Origin of the sequence: Enterobacter cloacae complex sp. OE43NF (genome assembly GCF_023544405.1) — a bacterium.
GTDB lineage: Bacteria > Pseudomonadota > Gammaproteobacteria > Enterobacterales > Enterobacteriaceae > Enterobacter > Enterobacter cloacae.
Window position 1 is genome coordinate 62,238 of record NZ_JAMJFW010000015.1, and the last position, 19,952, is coordinate 82,189.

A 19,952-nucleotide genomic window follows, 5' to 3' on the forward strand; every position below is an offset into this window, starting at 1 on the left:
GCGAAGCGCCACCGGGCAATGAGACTAGCCGCTCTTACGTTTCACATTCTTTTTCGTTCCCGCGCTACCGTTCGAACGCTGATGCACAATTGGCGTATGCTTGGTCAGCGCCGGGCGCGTATGGCGGTTCTGGCGACGCGCTTCGCGCATCTCATCCAGCGTTGGTGCCGGCACCAGACAGTCGCGACGCGAGCCAATCAGATGCTTTTTCCCCATCTCTTCCAGCGCCTGGCGGATCAGCGGCCAGTTAGCCGGATCGTGGTAGCGCAGCAGCGCTTTGTGCAGACGACGCTGTTTATCCCCTTTCGGCACCACCACGTCTTCACTCTTGTAACCAATTTTACTCAGCGGGTTTTTGCCGGTGTAGTACATGGTTGTGGAGTTGGCGAGCGGTGACGGATAGAAGTTCTGCACCTGATCCAGACGGAAGCGACGCTGTTTCAGCCACAGCGCCAGGTTCACCATGTCTTCATCGCGCGTACCCGGGTGGGCGGAGATGAAGTACGGGATCAGGTACTGCTCTTTCCCTGCCTGCTTTGAGTAGGTATCGAACAGCTGTTTAAAGCGATCGTAGCTGCCCATCCCCGGCTTCATCATTTTCGACAGCGGGCCTTCTTCGGTGTGCTCCGGCGCAATCTTCAGATAGCCACCGACGTGGTGCGTCGCCAGCTCTTTGATGTAACGCGGATCTTCCACAGCGATGTCGTAACGTACCCCGGAGGCAATCAGGATTTTCTTGATACCCTTCAGATCACGCGCGCGGCGATAGAGGTTGATCGTCGGCTCGTGGTTGGTGTCCATATGTTCGCAAATGCTCGGATAGACACAGGAGAGACGGCGGCAGGTTTGCTCCGCGCGCGGCGATTTACAGCGCAGCATGTACATATTGGCCGTTGGGCCGCCGAGGTCGGAGATCACCCCGGTAAAGCCAGGCACGGTATCGCGAATGGCTTCGATCTCGTTGATGATCGAATCTTCAGAACGGCTCTGAATAATGCGCCCCTCGTGCTCGGTAATGGAGCAGAAGGAACAGCCGCCGAAGCAGCCGCGCATAATGTTGATCGAGAAGCGGATCATCTCATACGCCGGGATACGGGCGTTGCCGTACGCCGGGTGCGGCACGCGTTTGTACGGCAGCGCAAAGACGCTGTCCATCTCTTCGGTGGAGAGCGGGATCGCCGGTGGGTTGATCCAGATAAAACGCTCGCCGTGCTTCTGCATCAACGCACGCGCACAGCCGGGGTTGGTTTCATGGTGCAGAATACGGGACGCGTGGGCGTAGAGCACCTTATCGGCTTTCACCTTCTCGTAGGACGGCAGCAGCACATAGGTCTTTTCCCACGGTTTCGGGCGCGGCGGCTGCACGACGATTGCCTTCGCTTCCGCTTTCTTTGGCTCAACCGGTTTGTTATCGGCGCACGGCAGATCTTCGCCATACGGGTGCGGGATAGGATCGATTTTGCCCGGCATATCGATGATGCGGGAATCCACCCCGCGCCAGCCCGGCAGCGCTTCTTTCACCATGATGGCGGTGTTGCGCACGTCGCGGATGCTGCTCACCGGCTCGCCCTGCGACAGACGGTGCGCCACTTCTACCAGTGGACGCTCGCCGTTACCGTAAATCAGCATGTCGGCTTTGGAGTCCACCAGCACCGAGCGGCGCACGGTATCAGACCAGTAATCATAGTGCGCGGTACGACGCAGGCTCGCCTCGATGCCGCCCAGGATCACCGGCACATCTTTCCAGGCTTCTTTACAGCGCTGGGTGTAGACCAGCGTGGCGCGGTCAGGGCGTTTGCCCGCCACGTTATCCGGTGTGTACGCATCGTCATGGCGCAGCTTACGGTCGGCGGTATAACGGTTGATCATCGAGTCCATGTTGCCGGCGGTCACGCCGAAGAACAGGTTCGGTTTACCCAGACGCATAAAGTCGTCTTTGCTGTTCCAGTCTGGCTGGGAGATGATCCCCACGCGGAAGCCCTGCGCTTCAAGCATGCGGCCGCAGATGGCCATACCGAAGCTCGGGTGGTCAACGTAGGCATCGCCCGTGACCAGAATGATATCGCAGCTATCCCAGCCCAGTTGGTCCATCTCTTCCCGGGACATCGGCAGGAACGGCGCCGGTCCAAAGCAGGCCGCCCAGTACTGGGGCCACGAGAAAAGGTCACGATCCGGCTGGATCAGGGAAATTGCGCTCATAATGCTTCCGAAGAAAAAATAGACAAAAGGAGCCGGATTATACGCTGTTCATCCGCCAGATTTGAAGAAAAGGATGCAAGAGGCAGACAGATATTCACAGAAGTCGTTAAAATACAGCGCCCTGATTATTTTGGCTCATAATATTCACTCTAACTTCCGGTGATTTTCCCCCGGAACAGGTTCTTGCGCGGAGTTCTGTTGTGAAGTTCAACGATTCGTTACATGTCTCCCAGCTGCGGGTTGTGCTTCATCTCTGCGGGTTTCTGGTTCTTCTGTACAGCCTGTCTATGCTGCCGCCGATGGTTATCGCTCTGCTGAATAAAGAGCGAACCTATTTTGCTTTTTTGACCACCTTTTTGACTTTTTTCAGCCTCGGCGGCCTGGCCTGGCGGGCAACCCGTCACGCCGGTATACAGCTACGCACCCGCGACGGATTCGTGATTATCGTCCTGTTCTGGCTGCTGTTCTCATTAATCAGCGCCATGCCGCTCTGGATGGACGATGGCCTGCAACTCTCCTTTGCTGACGCACTTTTTGAAGGCGTTTCCGGGATCACCACCACGGGCGCAACGGTGATCGGCGACGTCAGCGCCCTGCCCAAATCGTACCTCTATTATCGCGCGCAGCTCAATTTCATTGGCGGGCTGGGCGTCATCGTGCTGGCCGTCGCGGTCCTGCCGCTGCTGGGCATCGGTGGCATGAAGCTGTACCAGTCAGAAATGCCCGGCCCGTTTAAAGAGGAGCGTCTGACGCCCCGACTCGCCGATACCGCACGCACCCTGTGGGTCACCTATCTGGCGCTGGGGATAACCTGCACGCTGGCGTACTGGCTGGCGGGGATGCCCTTTTTTGATGCCGTTTGTCACGGGCTGTCCACCGTATCCCTGGGCGGCTTTTCAACCCGCAGCGAGAGCATCGGTTTTTATGACAGCCACGCGATTGAGCTTGTCGCCGGCACCTTTTCGCTGCTTTCGGCGTTTAACTTTACCCTCTGGTATGTCGCCCTTGTCAGACGCACGCTGAAGCCGATTCGCCGCAGCCCGGAGGTGAGATTCTTTCTGGCCGCTGCCGCGGTGCTTATCGCCATTACCGCCTGGCAGGTCTGGCACGCGGGAATGTATAACCCTCTCGACAGTCTGGTGCACGCCTTCTTCCTGGCAAGCTCAATGATGACCGATAACGGCCTTTCAACGGCCGATTACGCCCACTGGCCTGCCCACACCATATTCCTGCTGCTGAGCGCCAGCTTCTTTGGTGGCTGCGTGGGTTCGACCTGCGGTGGGATTAAGGCCCTGCGTTTTCTGATGATGTTCAAGCAGAGTATCCAGGAGATGAATCAGCTGGCGCATCCGCGGGCGCTGCTGACCATCAAGGTTGGCAACAGCGTGGTGAATGAGCGCGTCCTGCGTTCGGTATGGAGCTTCTTCTTTCTCTACGTGATGATCACAGGCTTTTTCGTCTGGGCGCTCAATCTGATGGGCTATGACCTGTTTACATCATTTGCGACGGTGGCTGCCTGTATCAACAATATGGGGCTGGGCTTTGGCGAAACGGCATCAACCTTCGGGACGTTAAAGGAAGAAGCCAAGCTGTTGATGTGCGCGGCGATGATCTTAGGACGTCTGGAAATTTATCCGGTGTTGATCCTGTGCTCGCGCTTTTTCTGGCGGGCATAACGCATTCCCGGCGCACCGGGAATGCTGTGCTTACGGCGCCGGGTTAACCAGCATTTGCCCTACGGAGCCCCTGTCCATCATCTCCAGCGTCTGGCTGTGGAACAGGAACGGGAAGTGCGGCCAGGAAGGCTGGCCGTAGTAGACAAGCAGTTCAACCTGACCATCCACCCAGACGGTGTCTTTCCAGCCCCTGTCTTCCGGGAACGGCATCGCGCCGTTCACGTTGCGGATCAGGAATGACACGCCTTCAATATGGAACGACTGCGGCATGTCGGAGCGAACGGTCCAGCGCTCCCAGGTGCCCTGCTGGGCGGTAATGTCGATACGGTTAACGTCCCACAGCGCGCCGTTGATGCCCGGGTCGTCGCCGAGGCTGATATCACGGCTGCGTACCGGCGAACCGCTCATGATCTCCTGCGGCAGCAGGCGCATGGGCAGGCTGTCGGTCACCAGCGGCAGCAGGCCGGTTGGGCGCAGGGTCAGCACCAGCGTGGAGACCAGAATGCTCGACGGCTCAAAGAAGCCACGAATGCGATCCACAATGCTCGCCGCTTCGCCGCAGGTCACCGAGACTTCATCGCCGTTGGTCATATCCACGAGGATTTCACGGCGTTCACCCGGGGCAAGCGCCAGCTGTTTAACGGACACCGGCGCCGGTAAAAAGCCCTGGTCGCCAGAGATCACATGCAGCGGGCGGCCATCGCTCATCTGCAACAGATAGCGGCGCGAGTTAGAGGCGTTCAGCAGACGCAGGCGAACCCAGCCGCGCGAGACTTCGACATACGGACTTTGCGCGCCGTTGACCAGCAGCGTGTCGCCAACAAAGCCACCGCTACCCGGCTCGCTGTATTCCGGTGTGCCAAAGTTATCCAGACGCTTGTCCTGGATAATGACCGGGAAATCATCCACGCCGTAGTGGTTTGGAATGGGCAGAGATTTACTGACCTCGTCTTCTATCAGCCACATCCCGGCCAGGCCGTTATAAACCTGCTGGGCAGTGCGGTTAGGGGTATTAGCGTGATACCACAGCGTCGCCGCGCTCTGACGGATCGGCAGTACGGGAGCCCAGTCGGCGTTAGGCGACATCATGCGCGCGGCACCGCCAATCAACGGGCCGGGAACCTGCAACCCGCTGATGGTCATCGCCACATTTTCAGGCGTGCGGTTGCTGTAGATGAGCTTTACGTCATCGCCATTCCACACGCGGATGGTCGGCCCAAGGTAGCGCCCGTTAATGCCCCAGACCGGCGCGCGGGTTCCCTGGGTAAACGACCAGTGGCTTCGCTGTAGCGTCAGGAATAGCGGCTGCCCGCGACGGGATTCAATCAACGGCGGAATGGGCAGCGGCTGTTGCTGCCCGGCGGCGCTGGCTGTCAGCGGCATCGCACCCGCACAAAGGGCGATCCCTGAAGCCTGAATAAACTGACGCCGACTGAGTGACATATAAGCTCCATCTGAAACGACTAACAACGCGGGAATTCGTTTTCCCTTTTAACGCCGGATTAGATCTTCCCGGCGGCTTCTCTCTCTGCGACTTCTTTGTCGAGCTGAGCAATATGCTGAACCATCAGTTCACGGCAGTGCGCTGCCAGCTCGCGGACCTGATCTTTACCGTATTTGCTGGTATCGACCGGCGGCAGCATCTCGACAATCACCAGCCCGTTATTCAGGCGGTTAAGATTAATCTTATTCGATGTATTGGAAACACACACGGGAATAATTGGAACGCCCGCCGCAATTGCGGCATGAAACGCCCCGGTTTTAAACGGCAGCAGACCGCGACCGCGGCTGCGCGTGCCTTCCGGGAACATCCAGATAGAAATGCGGCGCTTTTTGAAGTGGTTCACCACTTCCGCAATGGTACCGTGCGCTTTTGCGCGGTTATTACGGTCAATCAGCAGGTTACCCGTCAGCCAGTAGAGCTGGCCGAAAAAGGGGATCCACAGCAGGCTCTTCTTACCCACCGTCACGGTCGGCGGCAGCACGATGTTAGAGGCGGTCACCATATCGTAGTTATTTTGATGGTTTGCGATATAGATGGCGTTACCGAAATTCTCCGCCCCTTCCGGCAGACGCTTTTCAACCTTCAGGCCAAACAGCGGCGCAAGACGACCAAACATGTGGCCGAAGGTGGCGACATGCTTCGGGTTACGCGGGCTGAACAGGCAATAGATGCAGCCGAAAACACAGACCAGAATGCAGTAGATAACGGTAAGAATAAGACGAACAATGTATAGCATAGCGACCTCTGAAGCCCTGACAGCTGACAATTATACTTCACCTGTGGCCAGGTAAGGACTTTATTACGAGCGCGTATTGTTAATCGCAACGCACGAATTAACAACGGTTTTACGGGAAATTTTATTGGATATCCCCCTCCGGAACAGAGGGGGATCGAAACGCGTTACTCTTCGCTGTCGCCCGCGTTGCTGCGTGCAGGAGAATCGATCTCCACGCGGTCGATACGCTGCAGGCCGCGCATCAGCGAACCGCGGCGTCCGCGCTCGCCCACCACCTTCTGCAACTCTTCCGGACGCAGCTTGATTTTACGCTTGCCGACATGAATGGTCAGCGTGCTCTGCGGCGGCAGAATGAAGAGATGCGCCAGGCCATCTTCACTTTTTGCGGCTTCCGCCGACGGGATGTTGATGATCTTATTGCCCTTCCCTTTTGACAACTCCGGCAGGTCGCTGACCGGGAACATCAGCATGCGCCCGGCAGACGTGATGGCCAGCAGCATGTCGCTCTCGTTCTCAACCACCAGCGGCGGCATAACATGTGCGTTATCCGGCAGGCTGATCATGGCTTTACCGGCACGGTTACGTGACACGAGATCGTTAAAGGTACAGATAAAGCCGTAACCCGCATCTGAGGCCAACAGCAGTTTCTGGTCGTCGGCTTCCATCAGCATGTGGTCAACCGTCGCCCCCGGCGGCAGCGTCAGCTTGCCGGTCAGCGGTTCGCCCTGACCGCGCGCGGAAGGCAGCGTGATCGGATCGATGGCGTAACTCCGGCCCGTGGAGTCAATAAACGCCACCGGCTGGTTGCTCTTGCCTTTCACGGCCGCCTTGAAGCTGTCGCCCGCTTTGTAGCTCAGCCCCGGCGCGTCGATATCATGGCCTTTGGCGCTACGCACCCAGCCGCTCTGGGACAGGACGATGGTGACCGGCTCTGAAGGCTGCATGTCATGCTCGTTCATCGCCTTCGCTTCTTCGCGCTCATGCAGCGGAGAACGGCGGTCGTCGCCGAAGGCATCGGCATCGGCCTGCAACTCTTTCTTCAGCAGGGTGTTCATTTTGCGTTCGGACGCGAGGATCGCCTGCAGCTGATCGCGCTCTTTTTCCAGCTCGTTCTGCTCACCGCGGATCTTCATCTCTTCCAGCTTAGCGAGATGGCGCAGCTTCAGTTCGAGGATCGCTTCAGCCTGGGTTTCACTGATACCAAAGCGCGACATTAACGCGGGCTTCGGCTCGTCCTCGGTACGGATGATCTCAATGACTTCATCGATATTGAGGAACGCGACCAGCAAACCTTCGAGGATATGCAGGCGCTTAAGCACTTTCTCCAGACGGTGGTTCAGACGACGGCGCACCGTATCGCGACGGAAGGTCAGCCATTCGGAGAGGATCTCCAGCAGGTTTTTCACCGCCGGGCGTCCGTCCAGACCGATCATGTTCAGGTTGATGCGGTAGCTTTTTTCCAGGTCGGTGGTGGCAAACAGGTGGTTCATCACCTGCTCCATGTCCACGCGGTTAGAGCGCGGCACGATCACCAGACGGGTTGGGTTTTCGTGGTCGGATTCATCGCGCAGGTCGTCCACCATCGGCAGCTTTTTATTGCGCATCTGGGAGGCGATCTGCTCCAGCACCTTGGCACCAGAGACCTGATGCGGCAGCGCGGTGATCACCACGGCGCCGTCCTCTTTGGTCCACACCGCGCGCATGCGCACGGAGCCACGGCCGTTCTGGTAGATTTTGCGGATTTCCGCACGCGAGGTGATGATCTCAGCTTCGGTCGGGAAGTCCGGCCCCTGGACGATATCCAGCAGCTCGTCCAGCGAGGTTTTCGGCTGTTCAATCAGGGTGATGGCGGCTTTCGCCACTTCACGCAGGTTGTGTGGCGGGATGTCCGTCGCCATACCGACCGCGATACCGGTGGTGCCGTTCAGCAGGATATTCGGCAGACGTGCAGGCAGCATTTTCGGCTCCTGCAGCGTGCCGTCGAAGTTTGGCACCCAGTCCACCGTCCCCTGGCCGAGTTCGCCCAGCAGCACTTCGGCATATTTAGACAGACGGGATTCGGTATAACGCATCGCCGCGAAGGATTTCGGATCGTCCGGTGCCCCCCAGTTCCCCTGACCGTCCACCAGCGGGTAACGATAAGAGAACGGCTGGGCCATCAGCACCATCGCTTCATAGCAGGCGCTGTCGCCGTGCGGATGGTATTTACCCAGTACGTCACCGACGGTACGGGCGGATTTCTTGAACTTGGCGGTGGCGTTCAGCCCCAGCTCGGACATCGCATAGACGATGCGACGCTGAACGGGCTTCAGGCCATCCCCGATAAACGGCAATGCCCTGTCCATGATGACGTACATGGAGTAGTTCAGGTAGGCGTTTTCCGTGAATTCATGTAGCGCGAGGCGCTCTGCCATATCGCTCATTACGTGTGATTCCTCAACTCAGAAACCGATGGGTTTCAGGCAATATTGCCGCAGATACTACCCTATCTGGCGAGTTGAGTCACAAAGAAAAAGGGCCGGATAAGCGGCCCTTTCTGGGTTATTTCGTCAGCTTGATAACCTGCTTCACGTCGATTTCAAATTCGTTCCAGTCTTTATCGACCTTACCCTGCAGCTCGACTTTATCCTGCGGGGACACGGTCACACCGTTCCAGCGCTTATGATCAATCTCAACCACCACCGTGCCGGTCTCGTCGCGGAAGGTGTAGCGGTCATCGGACAGGCGTTCGGTGATGTTCCCGCGCAGCTTCACCCAGGCGTCGTCCTTCAGGTCTTTGACTTTCGCGGCCGTGGTCAGGTTGGCGTTGTTATCAACAAAACCGCCTGCCTGCGTCTGAGTCTGGGGTTGGGTAGCTGATGGGCCCGTAAAACCGCCCTGAGCAGCGAAGACCGGTGCGGTGGTCATCATCATGATAGCAGCCATTGCAGCGAATTTTTTCATATTCATCTCTCCCTTTAATGTGGTGTCGCAATCCATTAAACAGGGTAATCCTTAACAACTTCTTAAGGGGAAAATTTATATTTTTTTACTGTACAGCAGGCGGATCCAGAGGGTTTACTGACGCCATCAAGGAGGGGATATGCGCATATTACTGGTAGAAGACGACAAGCTGATAGGCGATGGCATCAAAGCGGGCTTAAGCAAAATGGGCTTCAGCGTGGACTGGTTCACCGACGGAAAAACCGGCCAGGCAGCGCTCTGTTCTGCCCCTTACGATGCGGTGGTGCTTGACCTGACGCTACCGGAGATCGACGGTCTGGCGATCCTGCGCGCCTGGCGCGAAAGCGGGCGCAGCGAGCCGGTGCTTATCCTGACCGCGCGGGATGCGCTGAATCAGCGCGTCGAGGGGCTACGCCTGGGAGCCGATGATTATCTCTGCAAACCCTTCGCGCTGATCGAAGTGGCCGCCCGCCTTGAGGCGCTGGTGCGTCGCAGCCACGGTCAGACGCGCAGCGAGCTGCGTCATGGCAAAGTGACGCTCGACCCGACAAGACTCGTCGCCACACTGGAGGGGGAAACGCTGGCCCTCAAGCCCAAAGAGTTCGCCCTGCTGGAGTTACTGATGCGCAATGCGGGCCGCGTCCTGCCGCGTAAAGCGATCGAAGAGAAGCTCTATACGTGGGACGATGACGTCTCCAGTAACGCCGTGGAAGTTCACGTCCATCATCTGCGGCGTAAGCTGGGCAGCGAATTTATCCGCACGGTTCATGGTATCGGCTATACCCTGGGTGACGCATGAAACTGAGCCTGAAACTCCGTCTGACGCTTCTTTTTCTGCTGCTGTCGCTGACGGCCTGGTTTGCCGCAAGCCTTGTCGCCTGGCAGCAGACGACCCACAAGCTCGATAAGCTGTTTGATACCCAGCAGATGCTGTTTGCTAAACGGCTGCTGACGATGGATCTGGATGAGATCCGCGCTCCGGAGCGGATGCGCGAGATCCCCAAAAAAGTGAAGCACGGTCGCCTGGACGACGATGCTCTGGCCTTCGCCATTTACGCTACCGACGGCACGATGATCCTCAATGACGGGGAAAACGGCCGCGACATCCCGTATCACTATCGCCGCGATGGGTTTGATGACGGCAGGCTCAAAGACGACAACGATGACTGGCGTTTCTTATGGCTGACCTCGCCGGACGGGAAGTACCGCGTGGTGGTCGGTCAGGAGTGGGAATACCGGCAGGAGATGGCGCTGGATGTGGTCAGCTCGCAGCTGACGCCGTGGCTGGTGGCGCTACCGGTGATGCTGCTGTTGCTGATTGTCCTGCTGAGCCGGGAGCTTAAGCCATTGAAAAAACTGGCTCAGACGTTGCGCCTTCGCTCACCGGATGCCACCGACACTCTGCCGACACAGGGCGTGCCATCAGAAGTGCGCCCCCTTCTGGACTCCCTGAACCACCTCTTTACCCGAACCCAGGAGATGATGAGCCGCGAGCGCCGCTTTACCTCCGATGCCGCGCACGAATTACGTAGCCCGCTGGCGGCCCTGAAGGTGCAAACCGACGTGGCGCAACTCTCTCTGGACGACCCGCAGGCGCAGGAAAAAGCGCTCTCGCAGCTCCACGCGGGGATCGACCGGGCATCCCGGCTGGTGGATCAACTCCTCACTCTCTCGCGTCTGGACTCTCTGGAAAATCTCGACGATGTCGAACCGATAAAGATGGCCGATTTGCTGCAATCAGCGGTTCTGGACATCTGGCATCCGGCGCAGCAGGCGGGTATCGACGTTCGCCTGAACATCAACGCCCCGCAGGCTGAACGCACGGGTCAGCCGCTGCTGTTGAGCCTGCTGGTGCGTAACCTGCTGGATAACGCCGTTCGTTACAGCCCGCGCGGTAGCGTGGTTGACGTTACGCTGGACGCCCATTGCTTCTCCGTACGCGACAACGGACCAGGGATCGCCCCCGAGGCGTTGGCCCGTATTGGCGAGCGTTTTTATCGTCCACCCGGCCAGGATGCCACGGGCAGCGGGCTGGGATTATCGATTGTAAAACGCATTGCTGCCCTGCACGGAATGCGCGTTTCACTGGATAATGCTGCGGAAGGCGGCGTTGATGTGAAGGTGTGCTGGTAAGGGATTATTGCATTTAACGCAAAAGACTTTGCACATTTTGCTCATTTTACCGTATCGCCCTCGCGCGTAGAATACTCGCCATACTCTCATCGACGAGGACAAATAATGAGCAACATTCTGATTATCAACGGTGCGAAAGAATTCGCCCACTCTAAAGGCCAGTTGAATGACACCCTGACCGAGGTCGCGGACGGCTTCCTGCGCGACGCCGGGCATGATGTTAAGGTTGTTCGCGCAGACAGCCATTACGACGTGAAAGCCGAAGTGCAGAACTTCCTGTGGGCTGACGTGGTTATCTGGCAGATGCCGGGCTGGTGGATGGGCGCACCGTGGACCGTGAAAAAATACATGGATGACGTGTTCACTGAGGGCCACGGTTCACTGTATGCCAGCGACGGCCGTACCCGTTCCGACGCGTCTAAAAAATATGGTTCAGGCGGCCTGATTCAGGGTAAGAAATATATGCTCTCCCTGACCTGGAACGCCCCGCTGGACGCGTTCACCGATAAAGATCAGTTCTTTGAAGGCGTAGGGGTAGACGGCGCATACCTGCCGTTCCACAAGGCTAACCAGTTCCTCGGCATGGACCCGCTGCCGACCTTTATCGTCAACGACGTGATTAAAATGCCTGACGTCCCGCGCTATATCGCAGAATATCGCAAGCATCTGGCTGAAATTTTTGCTTAACTGGTAACCTGGAATTAGAAGGAGTTAATTATGCTTACCGTTATTGCTGAAATCCGTACCCGTCCTGGCCAACATCACCGCCAGGCGGTGCTGGATCAGTTCGCGAAAATTATCCCAACCGTACTGCAAGAAGAAGGCTGCCACGGCTATGCGCCGATGGTTGACGCCGCAACCAACGCCAGCTTCCAGGCCACCGCGCCGGACTCCATCATCATGGTTGAGCAGTGGGAAACCGTGGCGCATCTCGAAGCGCACCTGCAGACCGCACACATGAAAGCGTGGAGCGATGCGGTAAAAGGTGACGTGCTGGAAACCCACATCCGTATTCTGGAGCAAGGGGTGTAAAACCTGCCTTCCCTCTCCTTTCGGAGAGGGAAATCTCTCTGACCTGCTATGCTTATTCTGACTTCATGATTAACAGGAGGAAGGAATGGGACTTTTTAACTTCGTAAAAGAAGCAGGCGAAAAGCTGTGGGACAACCTGACCGATCATAAAGGCCAGAGCGACAAAATCACCGAGCACCTCAAGAAACTCAACATTCCCGGCGCGGATAAAGTGCAGGTCAATGTTACCGACGGTAAAGCCAGCGTAACGGGCGACGGGCTGACCCAAGAGCAGAAAGAAAAAATCCAGGTCGCCGTCGGCAATATTGCGGGCGTCAGCGAGGTGGAAAACAACATCACCGCCACTGATGCCAAAGATGAAGCCACCTACTATACGGTGAAATCAGGCGACACCCTCAGCGCCATCTCCAAAACCGTGTACGGGGATGCCAACCAGTACAACAAGATTTTTGAGGCGAACCGCCCGATGCTATCCAGCCCGGACAAGATTTATCCCGGCCAGACGCTGCGTATTCCTAAGGCGTAACCCACACGTCGGGGGCGCGCCCCCGACCTTTTACCAGTACGGCTTCCAGCTCTGGGTGAACCGCACCAGCGCCTCAACGTAGAAGTAATCGCCCCAGCTCGCACACTCATCCACGCCTTTGTTGCTCGCCAGGTGATAGACAGCGTGCTTAAGCAGCCCGCTCCCCTTCTCGTCTTTGCCCATCAGATAGTGCTTTGTCAGTGACGACATAATCCCTTTAGCCCAGCCCAGATAACGTTCACGATCCGGATCCGTGACCGGCAACTGTTTTACCAGCTCCAGCAGCCCGCAGACGGCAATGGCCGCCGAGGAGGAATCCCGCAGTGCATCTGTCCCCAGCAGCGCCAGATCCCAGTGGCAGACATAATCCTCCGGCAGACGATTAAGAAAGTAGTTTGCCAGGCGTTTTGACAGCACAATCATCGTCTTATCGCCGGTATAGAGATAGCTCAGCATAAAACCGTAGATCCCCCACGCCTGCCCACGGGACCAGCAGGAGTCGTCCGCGTATCCTTGCTGCGTGTTGCCGTAACGAGGCGCGCCGGTAACCACATCCATGTAGTAGGTGTGGAACGTCGAGGCATCTTCACGAATCAGGTACCTGGCGGCTTGCATCACGTGGGCTTTTGCGGCGTCAGCAAAGCGCGCGTCGCCGGTTTGTTCCGTCGCCCAGTAGAGCAGCGGCAGATTCATGTTGCAGTCGATAATCATCCGCCCGGCCTGCTCCGGGTCTGACAGATCGCCCCAGGCCTGAATAATCTTCGCCTTCGGGTGAAAGCGCTCCAGCAGGGCTTCAGCCGCCAGCAGGGCGAACCCGCGCGCCTCGCGGTTGCCGGTCAGTCGCCAGGCCGCCACGCAGGAGAGCGTATACAGGAACCCCAAATCATGAGTGTTGGTATCATTACGCCCGGCGATGCGCAGGCCAAACGAGCGCACGTGTTTTTCAGCCATTTCGCGGAACGTTGTCTCACCGCTCATCTCCCACGCCAGCCATAGCTGACCGGTCCAGAAGCTGGTGGTCCACTCCACATTCTCCGTCAGCGGATAAACCCCGTTCTGGCAGGTTTCTGCCGGGAATCGGTCACCAAACGCCACCAAATGACGGCTAATCAGCTCAAGCACGTGGCTGCGGGCAGAGCTGAGTTCATCACGTAATGTCCGCGATTCAACGGGGACAGGAATAGCCTGCAGGTGTTCCTCTTTGATACGACTTAACATGTTTCGGGTCCTTTAAATTACCGGGATGAGGGTTCTGCTGCGTTCAGCGAGCGGGTACCGCGCCATTTGCTCTGGCAGGCGGATAACGTAAAGGCAGAGATAAACGTAAAGGTCAGCGCCGTGGCTCCCATAATGATATAGGTGTGCTCAAAGCCGATGCGGTCATACAGATAGCCGGCAGGCGAAGAGACAACCACGTTGCCCACGTAGAGCATGGCCTGATAGCCCAGCAGATACATGGTGGCGTTAACGCGTTTATCGAAATGCTCAGCAATATATTTAAAGACCGATACCAGCAGCAGACATATTTCCAGGCCATACAGCGGTTTCAGTACGGAAATTAACAGATGGGAATCGCACAGGCCGGAAATAATCAGTCGCGCACCGACCACCAGCCCGACAATTAACAGCCCACGCTTGGCACCAATACTATTCACCAACAGCGGGATCACCATATACATCACAAATTCCATACCCGACTGTACGGTTCCCAGATAACCGAACACCGCGTTACCCTGGTGAATATCATCAAAGAACGTGACGAAATAGCGTGAGAACTGCTGCTCGGCAATAAACATCATCCACGCCACGCCCGCCACATACAGGCAGAACGCCCAGAACTTGCGGTTACGCAGCAGGGCATAGACATCCGCAGGGGCGATTTTCTCTTTGGTCAGCACCTCGCTGGCGTGAGCGGAGTTAGTGTTCACTTTCAGGCTCACAAGGACGATCAGCATGATGATGGATGCGACGCTGCCCAAAATAAAGTTATACGCCGGAGAGAGATTAAACAGCAGACCGGAGAACGAGGACGCCACGGCCCAGCCAAGCGATCCCCACATGCGAATTTGCCCGAACTCCATACCGTTTAAACGGCTAAAGCGGTCAGAATAGGATTCACACGCCGCCACGCCCGCGTACCAGGCAAAGCTTAAATAGAGCGCGCCAATGATGATCCCCACCAGAGTATTGGACATCAGCAGCGGCTGATAAACATAAATAAAGAACGGCGCCATCAGTGCGGACATGGCAACCACAAAATAGAGCAGGTATTTACTCATGCCGATCTTATCGAGAATATAGCCGTAGATCGGTTTAAGGATGACTGAGAAGATACCGTTGACCGCAAAGACAGTGCCAATTACCGAGCCGCTGAGATTGGCCTTTTGGCCGAGCCAGATGGCTAATAGCCCAATACTGGCGGACCAGGTAAAGAAATAGAGAAATATAAAGCTGCTGATTTTGTAATATTCGGTTCTGTTCGTTGTAGATGCACTTTTCATATCATCCTCGCCGACGTGTAGGGTCAGATTTTTTATAATGTGAACGACAGCTTACGTTCGCCTCCGGGTTCGCGGATCGCGACCTGGTCAGGGGTCATCTTCAGTTCAGGTGCCAATGCCGCGGGGGGGTTCTCGCTGGCCACGACGGCGCAACAGAGCCAGCTCTCTCCCTGAGGGAGATCGGTTTTTAACAGCGGAATGGATGCGCATTCCGGGAACATAATGCTGCTGTTCGGCGGCGTGACGATGCTGTCTGGCTCCCGGGCAATGGCCGGGGAGAGATCGACAATCACGCTGCTGCCGTTACTGGCCGTCAGGTAACAGCCACGCTCATGAATGTGGTGTTCGGTTTTCATCACCGCAAAACCGCCCTCCACTGCCTGAAGGGTGCGAGCGCTGTTAATGCGGTGCAGACGCACGTGCCACTCGCCAAAGGGAATTTGCCAGGTTTCGACATGGACATCATGCCAGGGTGACCAGCGTGAATAGAGGTAGTTCTCATCCACCCGCACCTCCGCGCATTCACGACGCCCGCGGAAGTAGTTATCCCCCTCCGCCAGCAGTAACATCGAGTCGCAGGCGGCATGTTTCAGGCCAAAGCGCCCCCGTTCGAGGGTGAAGCCAAAGCGGCTTGAGTACGCAAATTTGGTGTATTTGGCTTCGGTGTTGACGTAGTTATTCAGCTCAAGCTGACCGGTAGTGAGCATCGTGACGTGCTGTGAGTTATCCGCATGCATCAGGATGTGCTGCGCTGGGTGGATCACACGTTTTTCCGCCAGCGAGGGGAGCGGCTGCTCTTCTGCCTGCCAGAACGGGTGTGACTCCGGCAAGGCCAGAATCAGGTACGTTTTCAGCGCCCAGTACGGTGAGCCGGGGGCGTTATAATCCTCGCACATCACCAGGTTGGGATAAGTAAAACCGAGGGTCAAAATACCGTCGCGATCGGTCATCGGCTGCCGCTGCCACCAGCGAAGATGGCGCAGCACAATGCCCTTCACGATGCCCGGCGAGAAGACATTCAGCCCGGAAAAGGCCACGGCGCTCCAGAAAGCGACCATCGCGAAGCGATAGGTGAGGCTCCGGCCAAACGGTACCGACGCGCCGTCGGCGGCAGACCAGTAAATAAAATCTTCGGCGAACTGACGGGCACGCTCGCGTAACACCTCCGCCCTTTTTTCATCACCGCCGAGGGTGGCATAAATCAGGCCGTAGAAGTGGAACGCCATTGAGATGTAGTAATCCTTCGGGCGGCCCGGACCGTCAGAATACCAGCCGTCACCCAGATAATACGCCTCCATCATCGCAAACCGACGGTAGATGGCGCGCGGATCATACGGTAGCCCGGCACATTTGAAGCCAAGCTGCACCATAATCGCGAAGTAGTTCCAGTTGCTGTCCGGCATCTGCGCATCGGTGATCTGGTTGAGCCACGTGTGCAGGTTCATTACCTCACGTTCGCTGAAGCGGCGGGTGAGCTTATCCCCCAGCAGCGCCAGCCCCAGGCCATAAGCCGCCATCTCCACCAGACGCTGGTCGTACGGGCCGGTTTCCCCCCAATAGCCCGGGCTCTGCGGATCGGTGCCGAGCTTAATGGCGGTCAGGTACTTCTCACTAAACGGCTCGTCCCCGCCGCCCGCCATCAGCGGAAACAGCCCCCACAGCGCACGGGATAGCCCTTCCATCTGCGCAATCTCCGTGGGGTAGTGCGCACAGGTTTCTCCCAGCGAGAACCGGGAACAATCCTGCGGAAAGGACTTATCCAGCGCGCCCAGCAGGTCATGTAACGACGCCACCACCTCCTGGCGCGAAGACAATGGATTTGATTTTTTAGACATACGCTCGCCCTCGTCATCAACTGCGACGAAGGATAGTGAATCCGCAAGGGGGATAAATGTTAGCCACGTCACAGCCGTGAAGGCTAAATAAACCTCCAGTTGAGAAAATTTAAAAAGGTGGTTTATAACGAGAAGATAACGGCAGAAAATTGAGTTTTATTGCACTATGCGCGACACGCCCACCTCCGACCGGCTGGAACTGATCACCTTTAATGACACCGTCGTGTCATTCAGCCGTCTGTTTGCCAATACCGTGCGTTATCATCACTGGCATCAGTGTCTGGAGATTCTGTATGTAGAAGAAGGATTTGGCGTCGCCATTGTCGATAACCGTCACTACACCATGCGCCCCGGGCGGCTGTTTTTCTTTCCGCCGTTTACCCTGCATAAAGTGAGGGTGGATGAGCAGGCAGAAGCGATTTACCGACGTACCATTATTCATCTCGACCCTCACGCGGTGCTCACAGCCCTGCGCGATTTTCCCCACACGCAGCAGCGGCTGCAGAAACTTTCTGCCCGCGGCGCGGGAGCGTGGGTCGCCGATCTGGCGCACTGCCATCACCATGTCGATCATCTGCTCGGCTGTTACCCGTCGCCTTTAACCCGCGAGGGAATAGCCGCGCTGTTGATTGGTTTATTCGCCATGCTCCCGGACGATAATGCCCGTGCGCCGGGCAGTAGCCTTGGGCTCGCCAGCCAGGTGATGTTCTGGCTGGACGAACATTACCAGGAGAAATTTCGCCTGGACGCACTGGCAGAAACGCTGGGGAAATCCCGCAGCTACGTATCGCGAAAATTCCATGCGGAGACGGGCGAGAAGATCCATGACTATCTGAATACGCTAAGGCTGCGCAAGGCCTGCGAGCGCCTGCTGCACAGCGAGGCGAGCGTACGCGAGATTGCCACCCAGGTGGGATTTTCCGACGTGACGTGGTTTATCAGCGCGTTTAAGAAGGGGATTGGCGAGACGCCGTTGCAGTACCGGAAGAACCATGCTGACCGATAAACGACGTGAGCGCCCGGCATGCTTTAACCGCTCTTCTTCCCCGGCTTTAACCCACGATGAAACTCGTTGATACGCTTCATGGATTTGATGGTGCGCTGCGGCTCGGTGGAGGCGACGGACAAAATAATCATCTCCAGGCACAGCAGCACCGTACCGTGCAGCGGGATTTTGCCCTTTTCTCCGCCGCGCGGCACATGGATCACCACGCTGGCCTCTTTGCTGAAACGTGAGTCCAGGGCGTTGGTCAGCAAAATCGTCGGGATCCCCAGACGTTTGGCTTCCCGCAACGTGGTTTGTCCTTCCCGGTGTGCAGATTTTTGCGCCATCATCACCAGCACATCGCCGCGCTGGAGCGCAATCAACTGTTCGGCAAGGCCTATCCCGGTGCGGTTGAGCGGCATGGCGGGGAGCCCCATCCGGCTGAATAATCTGGCGGTGTACTCGGCCAGAATACCGGAGGCACCAATGCCGAAGATCGCCACCTGCCTGGCCTGTGCCAGCAGCGACACCGCCTGCGCCATCGCATAGCGGTTGTGCGGTTGCGACAAGATCTCACAGGTGTGCTGATGCCCTTCCAGCACAAAATCGATGCTCGCGTTAACGTCGCTGGTGAGCGTGTTGACCGTTGAGGAGATCTTTTCGCTGGACGTCACCACCGGACCAAACCACTGCTCCAGCGTCTGCTTCAGATCGCGCAGCCCGGCAAAACCCAGCGCCTGGATCGCGCGGACCACGGTGGCGTCCGAGGTTTTTAGCAGCGTGGCGATTTCCATTGCCGTCTGCTCCATCACCGCTTCCCGGTTCTCGTTGATGTAGCGCGCCACCTGCAGCAGACGCGGCGTCAGATGATGTGCACGTGCGCGAAAGCGCTCCCCGTAAACATCCACGCGCCCTTTCTCTTTACGGATCACGGTGATACCTCCGGCAATGGCCGCCCGGCAATCTGCGACTGTACCTGCGCGGCCATCAGCCCTAAAGAGGCGAAGGAGTTCGAAATGGCCTCTTCGCGTGAAATCAGCACGTAGTGGCCGGTCCGACAGGCGTTCAGGAACTGGCACCAGCCCGGCATCACCGCCTCCATCGCCGCCAGCTCGTCCTGCGGTTTACCCCCGGTGTCGCCGCGCCAGGTGGCAAAGACAAAATCGGCGTCCAGCTCCGGCAGACGTTCGGCGCTGACGTCAATCCGTCCCCCTTCAGGAATACTCTCAATCAGCGGCGGGAAGGTAAATCCGGCGTCACGCAGCACGCGGCCTAAAGAGTGGTAGCTGTGCATGGCATTGATTTTTCCCTGGTTAGCCTGAATCACCGACACGGTGATTTTGCGCGTATCGATGGTCGCCTTCAGCACCTTGATTTGCTCCTGATAGCGGCGCTCCAGGATTTTCAGCCGCGCCTGCGTACCGGTGAGCTGCGCCAGCTTGCGGTAGATCTCCGGTGCACCGCCGTCGAGATGGTCGATACTCACCGTCGGGGCAATCTTCTCCAGCTGTTCCACCGGCGTGTTGCGGGTCGGCTCGGTGATGATCAGATCGGGTTTGGCGGCAGCAATGGCTTCAATGTCGATATCCGCCGTGCCGATGAATTTGATGTCGGAATTATCGAAATCCACCCCCGTCAGCATGCCGCTGGCGCGCAGAAAATGGCTGCCGTCCGGGCGCGTGCGGCCATGGCTGGCGACGGGCGGTACGCCAAGCTCAATCAGTGGAATGGTGATATCCAGGTCGTGCAGCGAGACTATCCGCTTCGGGTGAAGCGGCACCTCCACCTTACGCCCCAGATCGTCAGTGAACGTCTGCGTCGGCTCCGCCGCACCCACCGCAAACCCTATCAGCAACAGCATCGAAACAAGTACGCGCATCTT

General features: G+C 57.4%; 17 protein-coding genes. 7 read left to right on the plus strand and 10 right to left on the minus strand.

The features are described from left to right. Nucleotides 1–24: 24 nt before the first annotated feature. On the minus strand, nucleotides 25–2,199 hold the full coding sequence (locus tag M8370_RS09475) for a YgiQ family radical SAM protein (protein ID WP_038420579.1): 2,175 nt from the start codon (nucleotides 2,197–2,199) through the stop codon (nucleotides 25–27). A gap of 200 nt (nucleotides 2,200–2,399) precedes the next feature. Between M8370_RS09475 and M8370_RS09480 the strand changes: the two genes are divergently transcribed. Then, a complete protein-coding gene (locus tag M8370_RS09480) occupies nucleotides 2,400–3,875 on the plus strand; it encodes a TrkH family potassium uptake protein (protein WP_013098720.1) in 1,476 nt (491 codons plus the stop codon). A gap of 30 nt (nucleotides 3,876–3,905) precedes the next feature. On the opposite strand, the gene ftsP is transcribed toward M8370_RS09480, so the two are convergent. The 4 genes from ftsP to M8370_RS09500 form a co-directional block, all read right to left on the minus strand. Beyond that, nucleotides 3,906–5,318: a cell division protein FtsP gene (gene ftsP, locus M8370_RS09485; protein ID WP_013098721.1), complete on the minus strand. Its 1,413-nt coding sequence runs from the start codon at nucleotides 5,316–5,318 to the stop codon at nucleotides 3,906–3,908. Nucleotides 5,319–5,377: 59 nt separating this feature from the next. After that, complete coding sequence (gene plsC, locus M8370_RS09490) at nucleotides 5,378–6,115, minus strand: 1-acylglycerol-3-phosphate O-acyltransferase (RefSeq protein WP_013098722.1); 738 nt, start codon at nucleotides 6,113–6,115, stop codon at nucleotides 5,378–5,380. 164 nt (nucleotides 6,116–6,279) lie between these two features. Beyond that, nucleotides 6,280–8,538, minus strand: coding sequence for a DNA topoisomerase IV subunit A (parC, locus tag M8370_RS09495; RefSeq protein ID WP_250020820.1), 2,259 nt, complete (start codon nucleotides 8,536–8,538; stop codon nucleotides 6,280–6,282). A 118-nt stretch (nucleotides 8,539–8,656) separates the two neighbouring features. Further along, nucleotides 8,657–9,058, minus strand: coding sequence for a YgiW/YdeI family stress tolerance OB fold protein (locus tag M8370_RS09500; protein ID WP_020689494.1), 402 nt, complete (start codon nucleotides 9,056–9,058; stop codon nucleotides 8,657–8,659). A 139-nt stretch (nucleotides 9,059–9,197) separates the two neighbouring features. Between M8370_RS09500 and qseB the strand changes: the two genes are divergently transcribed. The 5 genes from qseB (at nucleotide 9,198) to lysM (ending at nucleotide 12,749) form a co-directional block, all read left to right on the plus strand. Next, nucleotides 9,198–9,857, plus strand: coding sequence for a quorum sensing response regulator transcription factor QseB (qseB, locus tag M8370_RS09505; RefSeq protein WP_038983484.1), 660 nt, complete (start codon nucleotides 9,198–9,200; stop codon nucleotides 9,855–9,857). After that, nucleotides 9,854–11,191, plus strand: coding sequence for a quorum sensing histidine kinase QseC (gene qseC, locus M8370_RS09510; RefSeq protein ID WP_062934222.1), 1,338 nt, complete (start codon nucleotides 9,854–9,856; stop codon nucleotides 11,189–11,191). The genes qseB and qseC overlap by 4 nt, the downstream gene beginning before the upstream one ends. A 105-nt stretch (nucleotides 11,192–11,296) precedes the next feature. Beyond that, nucleotides 11,297–11,878: an NAD(P)H-dependent oxidoreductase gene (locus M8370_RS09515; protein ID WP_013098727.1), complete on the plus strand. Its 582-nt coding sequence runs from the start codon at nucleotides 11,297–11,299 to the stop codon at nucleotides 11,876–11,878. 30 nt (nucleotides 11,879–11,908) lie between these two features. Next, complete coding sequence (locus M8370_RS09520) at nucleotides 11,909–12,223, plus strand: putative quinol monooxygenase (protein WP_013098728.1); 315 nt, start codon at nucleotides 11,909–11,911, stop codon at nucleotides 12,221–12,223. 85 nt (nucleotides 12,224–12,308) lie between these two features. Further along, a complete protein-coding gene (lysM, locus tag M8370_RS09525) occupies nucleotides 12,309–12,749 on the plus strand; it encodes a peptidoglycan-binding protein LysM (RefSeq protein ID WP_013098729.1) in 441 nt (146 codons plus the stop codon). A gap of 30 nt (nucleotides 12,750–12,779) precedes the next feature. On the opposite strand, the gene M8370_RS09530 is transcribed toward lysM, so the two are convergent. The 3 genes from M8370_RS09530 to M8370_RS09540 are packed head-to-tail and all read right to left on the minus strand — an operon-like array spanning nucleotide 12,780 to nucleotide 17,085. Then, entirely contained in the window at nucleotides 12,780–13,967 is a 1,188-nt protein-coding gene (locus M8370_RS09530) for a glycoside hydrolase family 88 protein (RefSeq protein WP_250020822.1), read from the minus strand. A gap of 17 nt (nucleotides 13,968–13,984) precedes the next feature. Further along, on the minus strand, nucleotides 13,985–15,250 hold the full coding sequence (locus tag M8370_RS09535; RefSeq protein ID WP_013098731.1) for an oligosaccharide MFS transporter: 1,266 nt from the start codon (nucleotides 15,248–15,250) through the stop codon (nucleotides 13,985–13,987). A 32-nt stretch (nucleotides 15,251–15,282) separates the two neighbouring features. Then, the gene (locus tag M8370_RS09540) at nucleotides 15,283–17,085 is read right to left on the minus strand and encodes a DUF2264 domain-containing protein (protein WP_250020824.1); all 1,803 of its coding nucleotides are present in this window, start codon (nucleotides 17,083–17,085) and stop codon (nucleotides 15,283–15,285) included. Between the two features lie 166 nt (nucleotides 17,086–17,251). On the opposite strand from M8370_RS09540, the gene M8370_RS09545 reads away from it, so the two are divergent. Beyond that, nucleotides 17,252–18,091, plus strand: a complete 840-nt coding sequence (locus M8370_RS09545) for a helix-turn-helix transcriptional regulator (protein ID WP_250020826.1) — start codon at nucleotides 17,252–17,254, stop codon at nucleotides 18,089–18,091. A gap of 23 nt (nucleotides 18,092–18,114) precedes the next feature. Here M8370_RS09545 and M8370_RS09550 read toward each other — a convergent pair whose 3' ends face one another. Beyond that, nucleotides 18,115–19,002 carry a MurR/RpiR family transcriptional regulator gene (locus M8370_RS09550; protein WP_250020827.1) on the minus strand — a complete coding sequence of 296 codons (888 nt, stop codon included), beginning with the start codon at nucleotides 19,000–19,002 and terminating at the stop codon, nucleotides 18,115–18,117. Then, entirely contained in the window at nucleotides 18,999–19,949 is a 951-nt protein-coding gene (locus M8370_RS09555; RefSeq protein WP_250020832.1) for an iron-siderophore ABC transporter substrate-binding protein, read from the minus strand. The genes M8370_RS09550 and M8370_RS09555 overlap by 4 nt, the downstream gene beginning before the upstream one ends. Between the last annotated feature and the right edge of the window lie 3 nt (nucleotides 19,950–19,952).

Coding starts and splice junctions, on each gene's coding strand:
- ftsP (WP_013098721.1), bottom strand. CDS start 5,318: ATGTCACTCAGTCGGCGTCAGTTTATTCAGGCTTCAGGGATCGCCCTT.
- M8370_RS09540 (WP_250020824.1), bottom strand. CDS start 17,085: ATGTCTAAAAAATCAAATCCATTGTCTTCGCGCCAGGAGGTGGTGGCG.
- M8370_RS09515 (WP_013098727.1), top strand. CDS start 11,297: ATGAGCAACATTCTGATTATCAACGGTGCGAAAGAATTCGCCCACTCT.
- M8370_RS09535 (WP_013098731.1), bottom strand. CDS start 15,250: ATGAAAAGTGCATCTACAACGAACAGAACCGAATATTACAAAATCAGC.
- parC (WP_250020820.1), bottom strand. CDS start 8,538: ATGAGCGATATGGCAGAGCGCCTCGCGCTACATGAATTCACGGAAAAC.
- M8370_RS09475 (WP_038420579.1), bottom strand. CDS start 2,199: ATGAGCGCAATTTCCCTGATCCAGCCGGATCGTGACCTTTTCTCGTGG.
- lysM (WP_013098729.1), top strand. CDS start 12,309: ATGGGACTTTTTAACTTCGTAAAAGAAGCAGGCGAAAAGCTGTGGGAC.
- M8370_RS09520 (WP_013098728.1), top strand. CDS start 11,909: ATGCTTACCGTTATTGCTGAAATCCGTACCCGTCCTGGCCAACATCAC.
- M8370_RS09530 (WP_250020822.1), bottom strand. CDS start 13,967: ATGTTAAGTCGTATCAAAGAGGAACACCTGCAGGCTATTCCTGTCCCC.
- qseC (WP_062934222.1), top strand. CDS start 9,854: ATGAAACTGAGCCTGAAACTCCGTCTGACGCTTCTTTTTCTGCTGCTG.
- M8370_RS09545 (WP_250020826.1), top strand. CDS start 17,252: ATGCGCGACACGCCCACCTCCGACCGGCTGGAACTGATCACCTTTAAT.
- M8370_RS09500 (WP_020689494.1), bottom strand. CDS start 9,058: ATGAAAAAATTCGCTGCAATGGCTGCTATCATGATGATGACCACCGCA.
- plsC (WP_013098722.1), bottom strand. CDS start 6,115: ATGCTATACATTGTTCGTCTTATTCTTACCGTTATCTACTGCATTCTG.
- M8370_RS09555 (WP_250020832.1), bottom strand. CDS start 19,949: ATGCGCGTACTTGTTTCGATGCTGTTGCTGATAGGGTTTGCGGTGGGT.
- qseB (WP_038983484.1), top strand. CDS start 9,198: ATGCGCATATTACTGGTAGAAGACGACAAGCTGATAGGCGATGGCATC.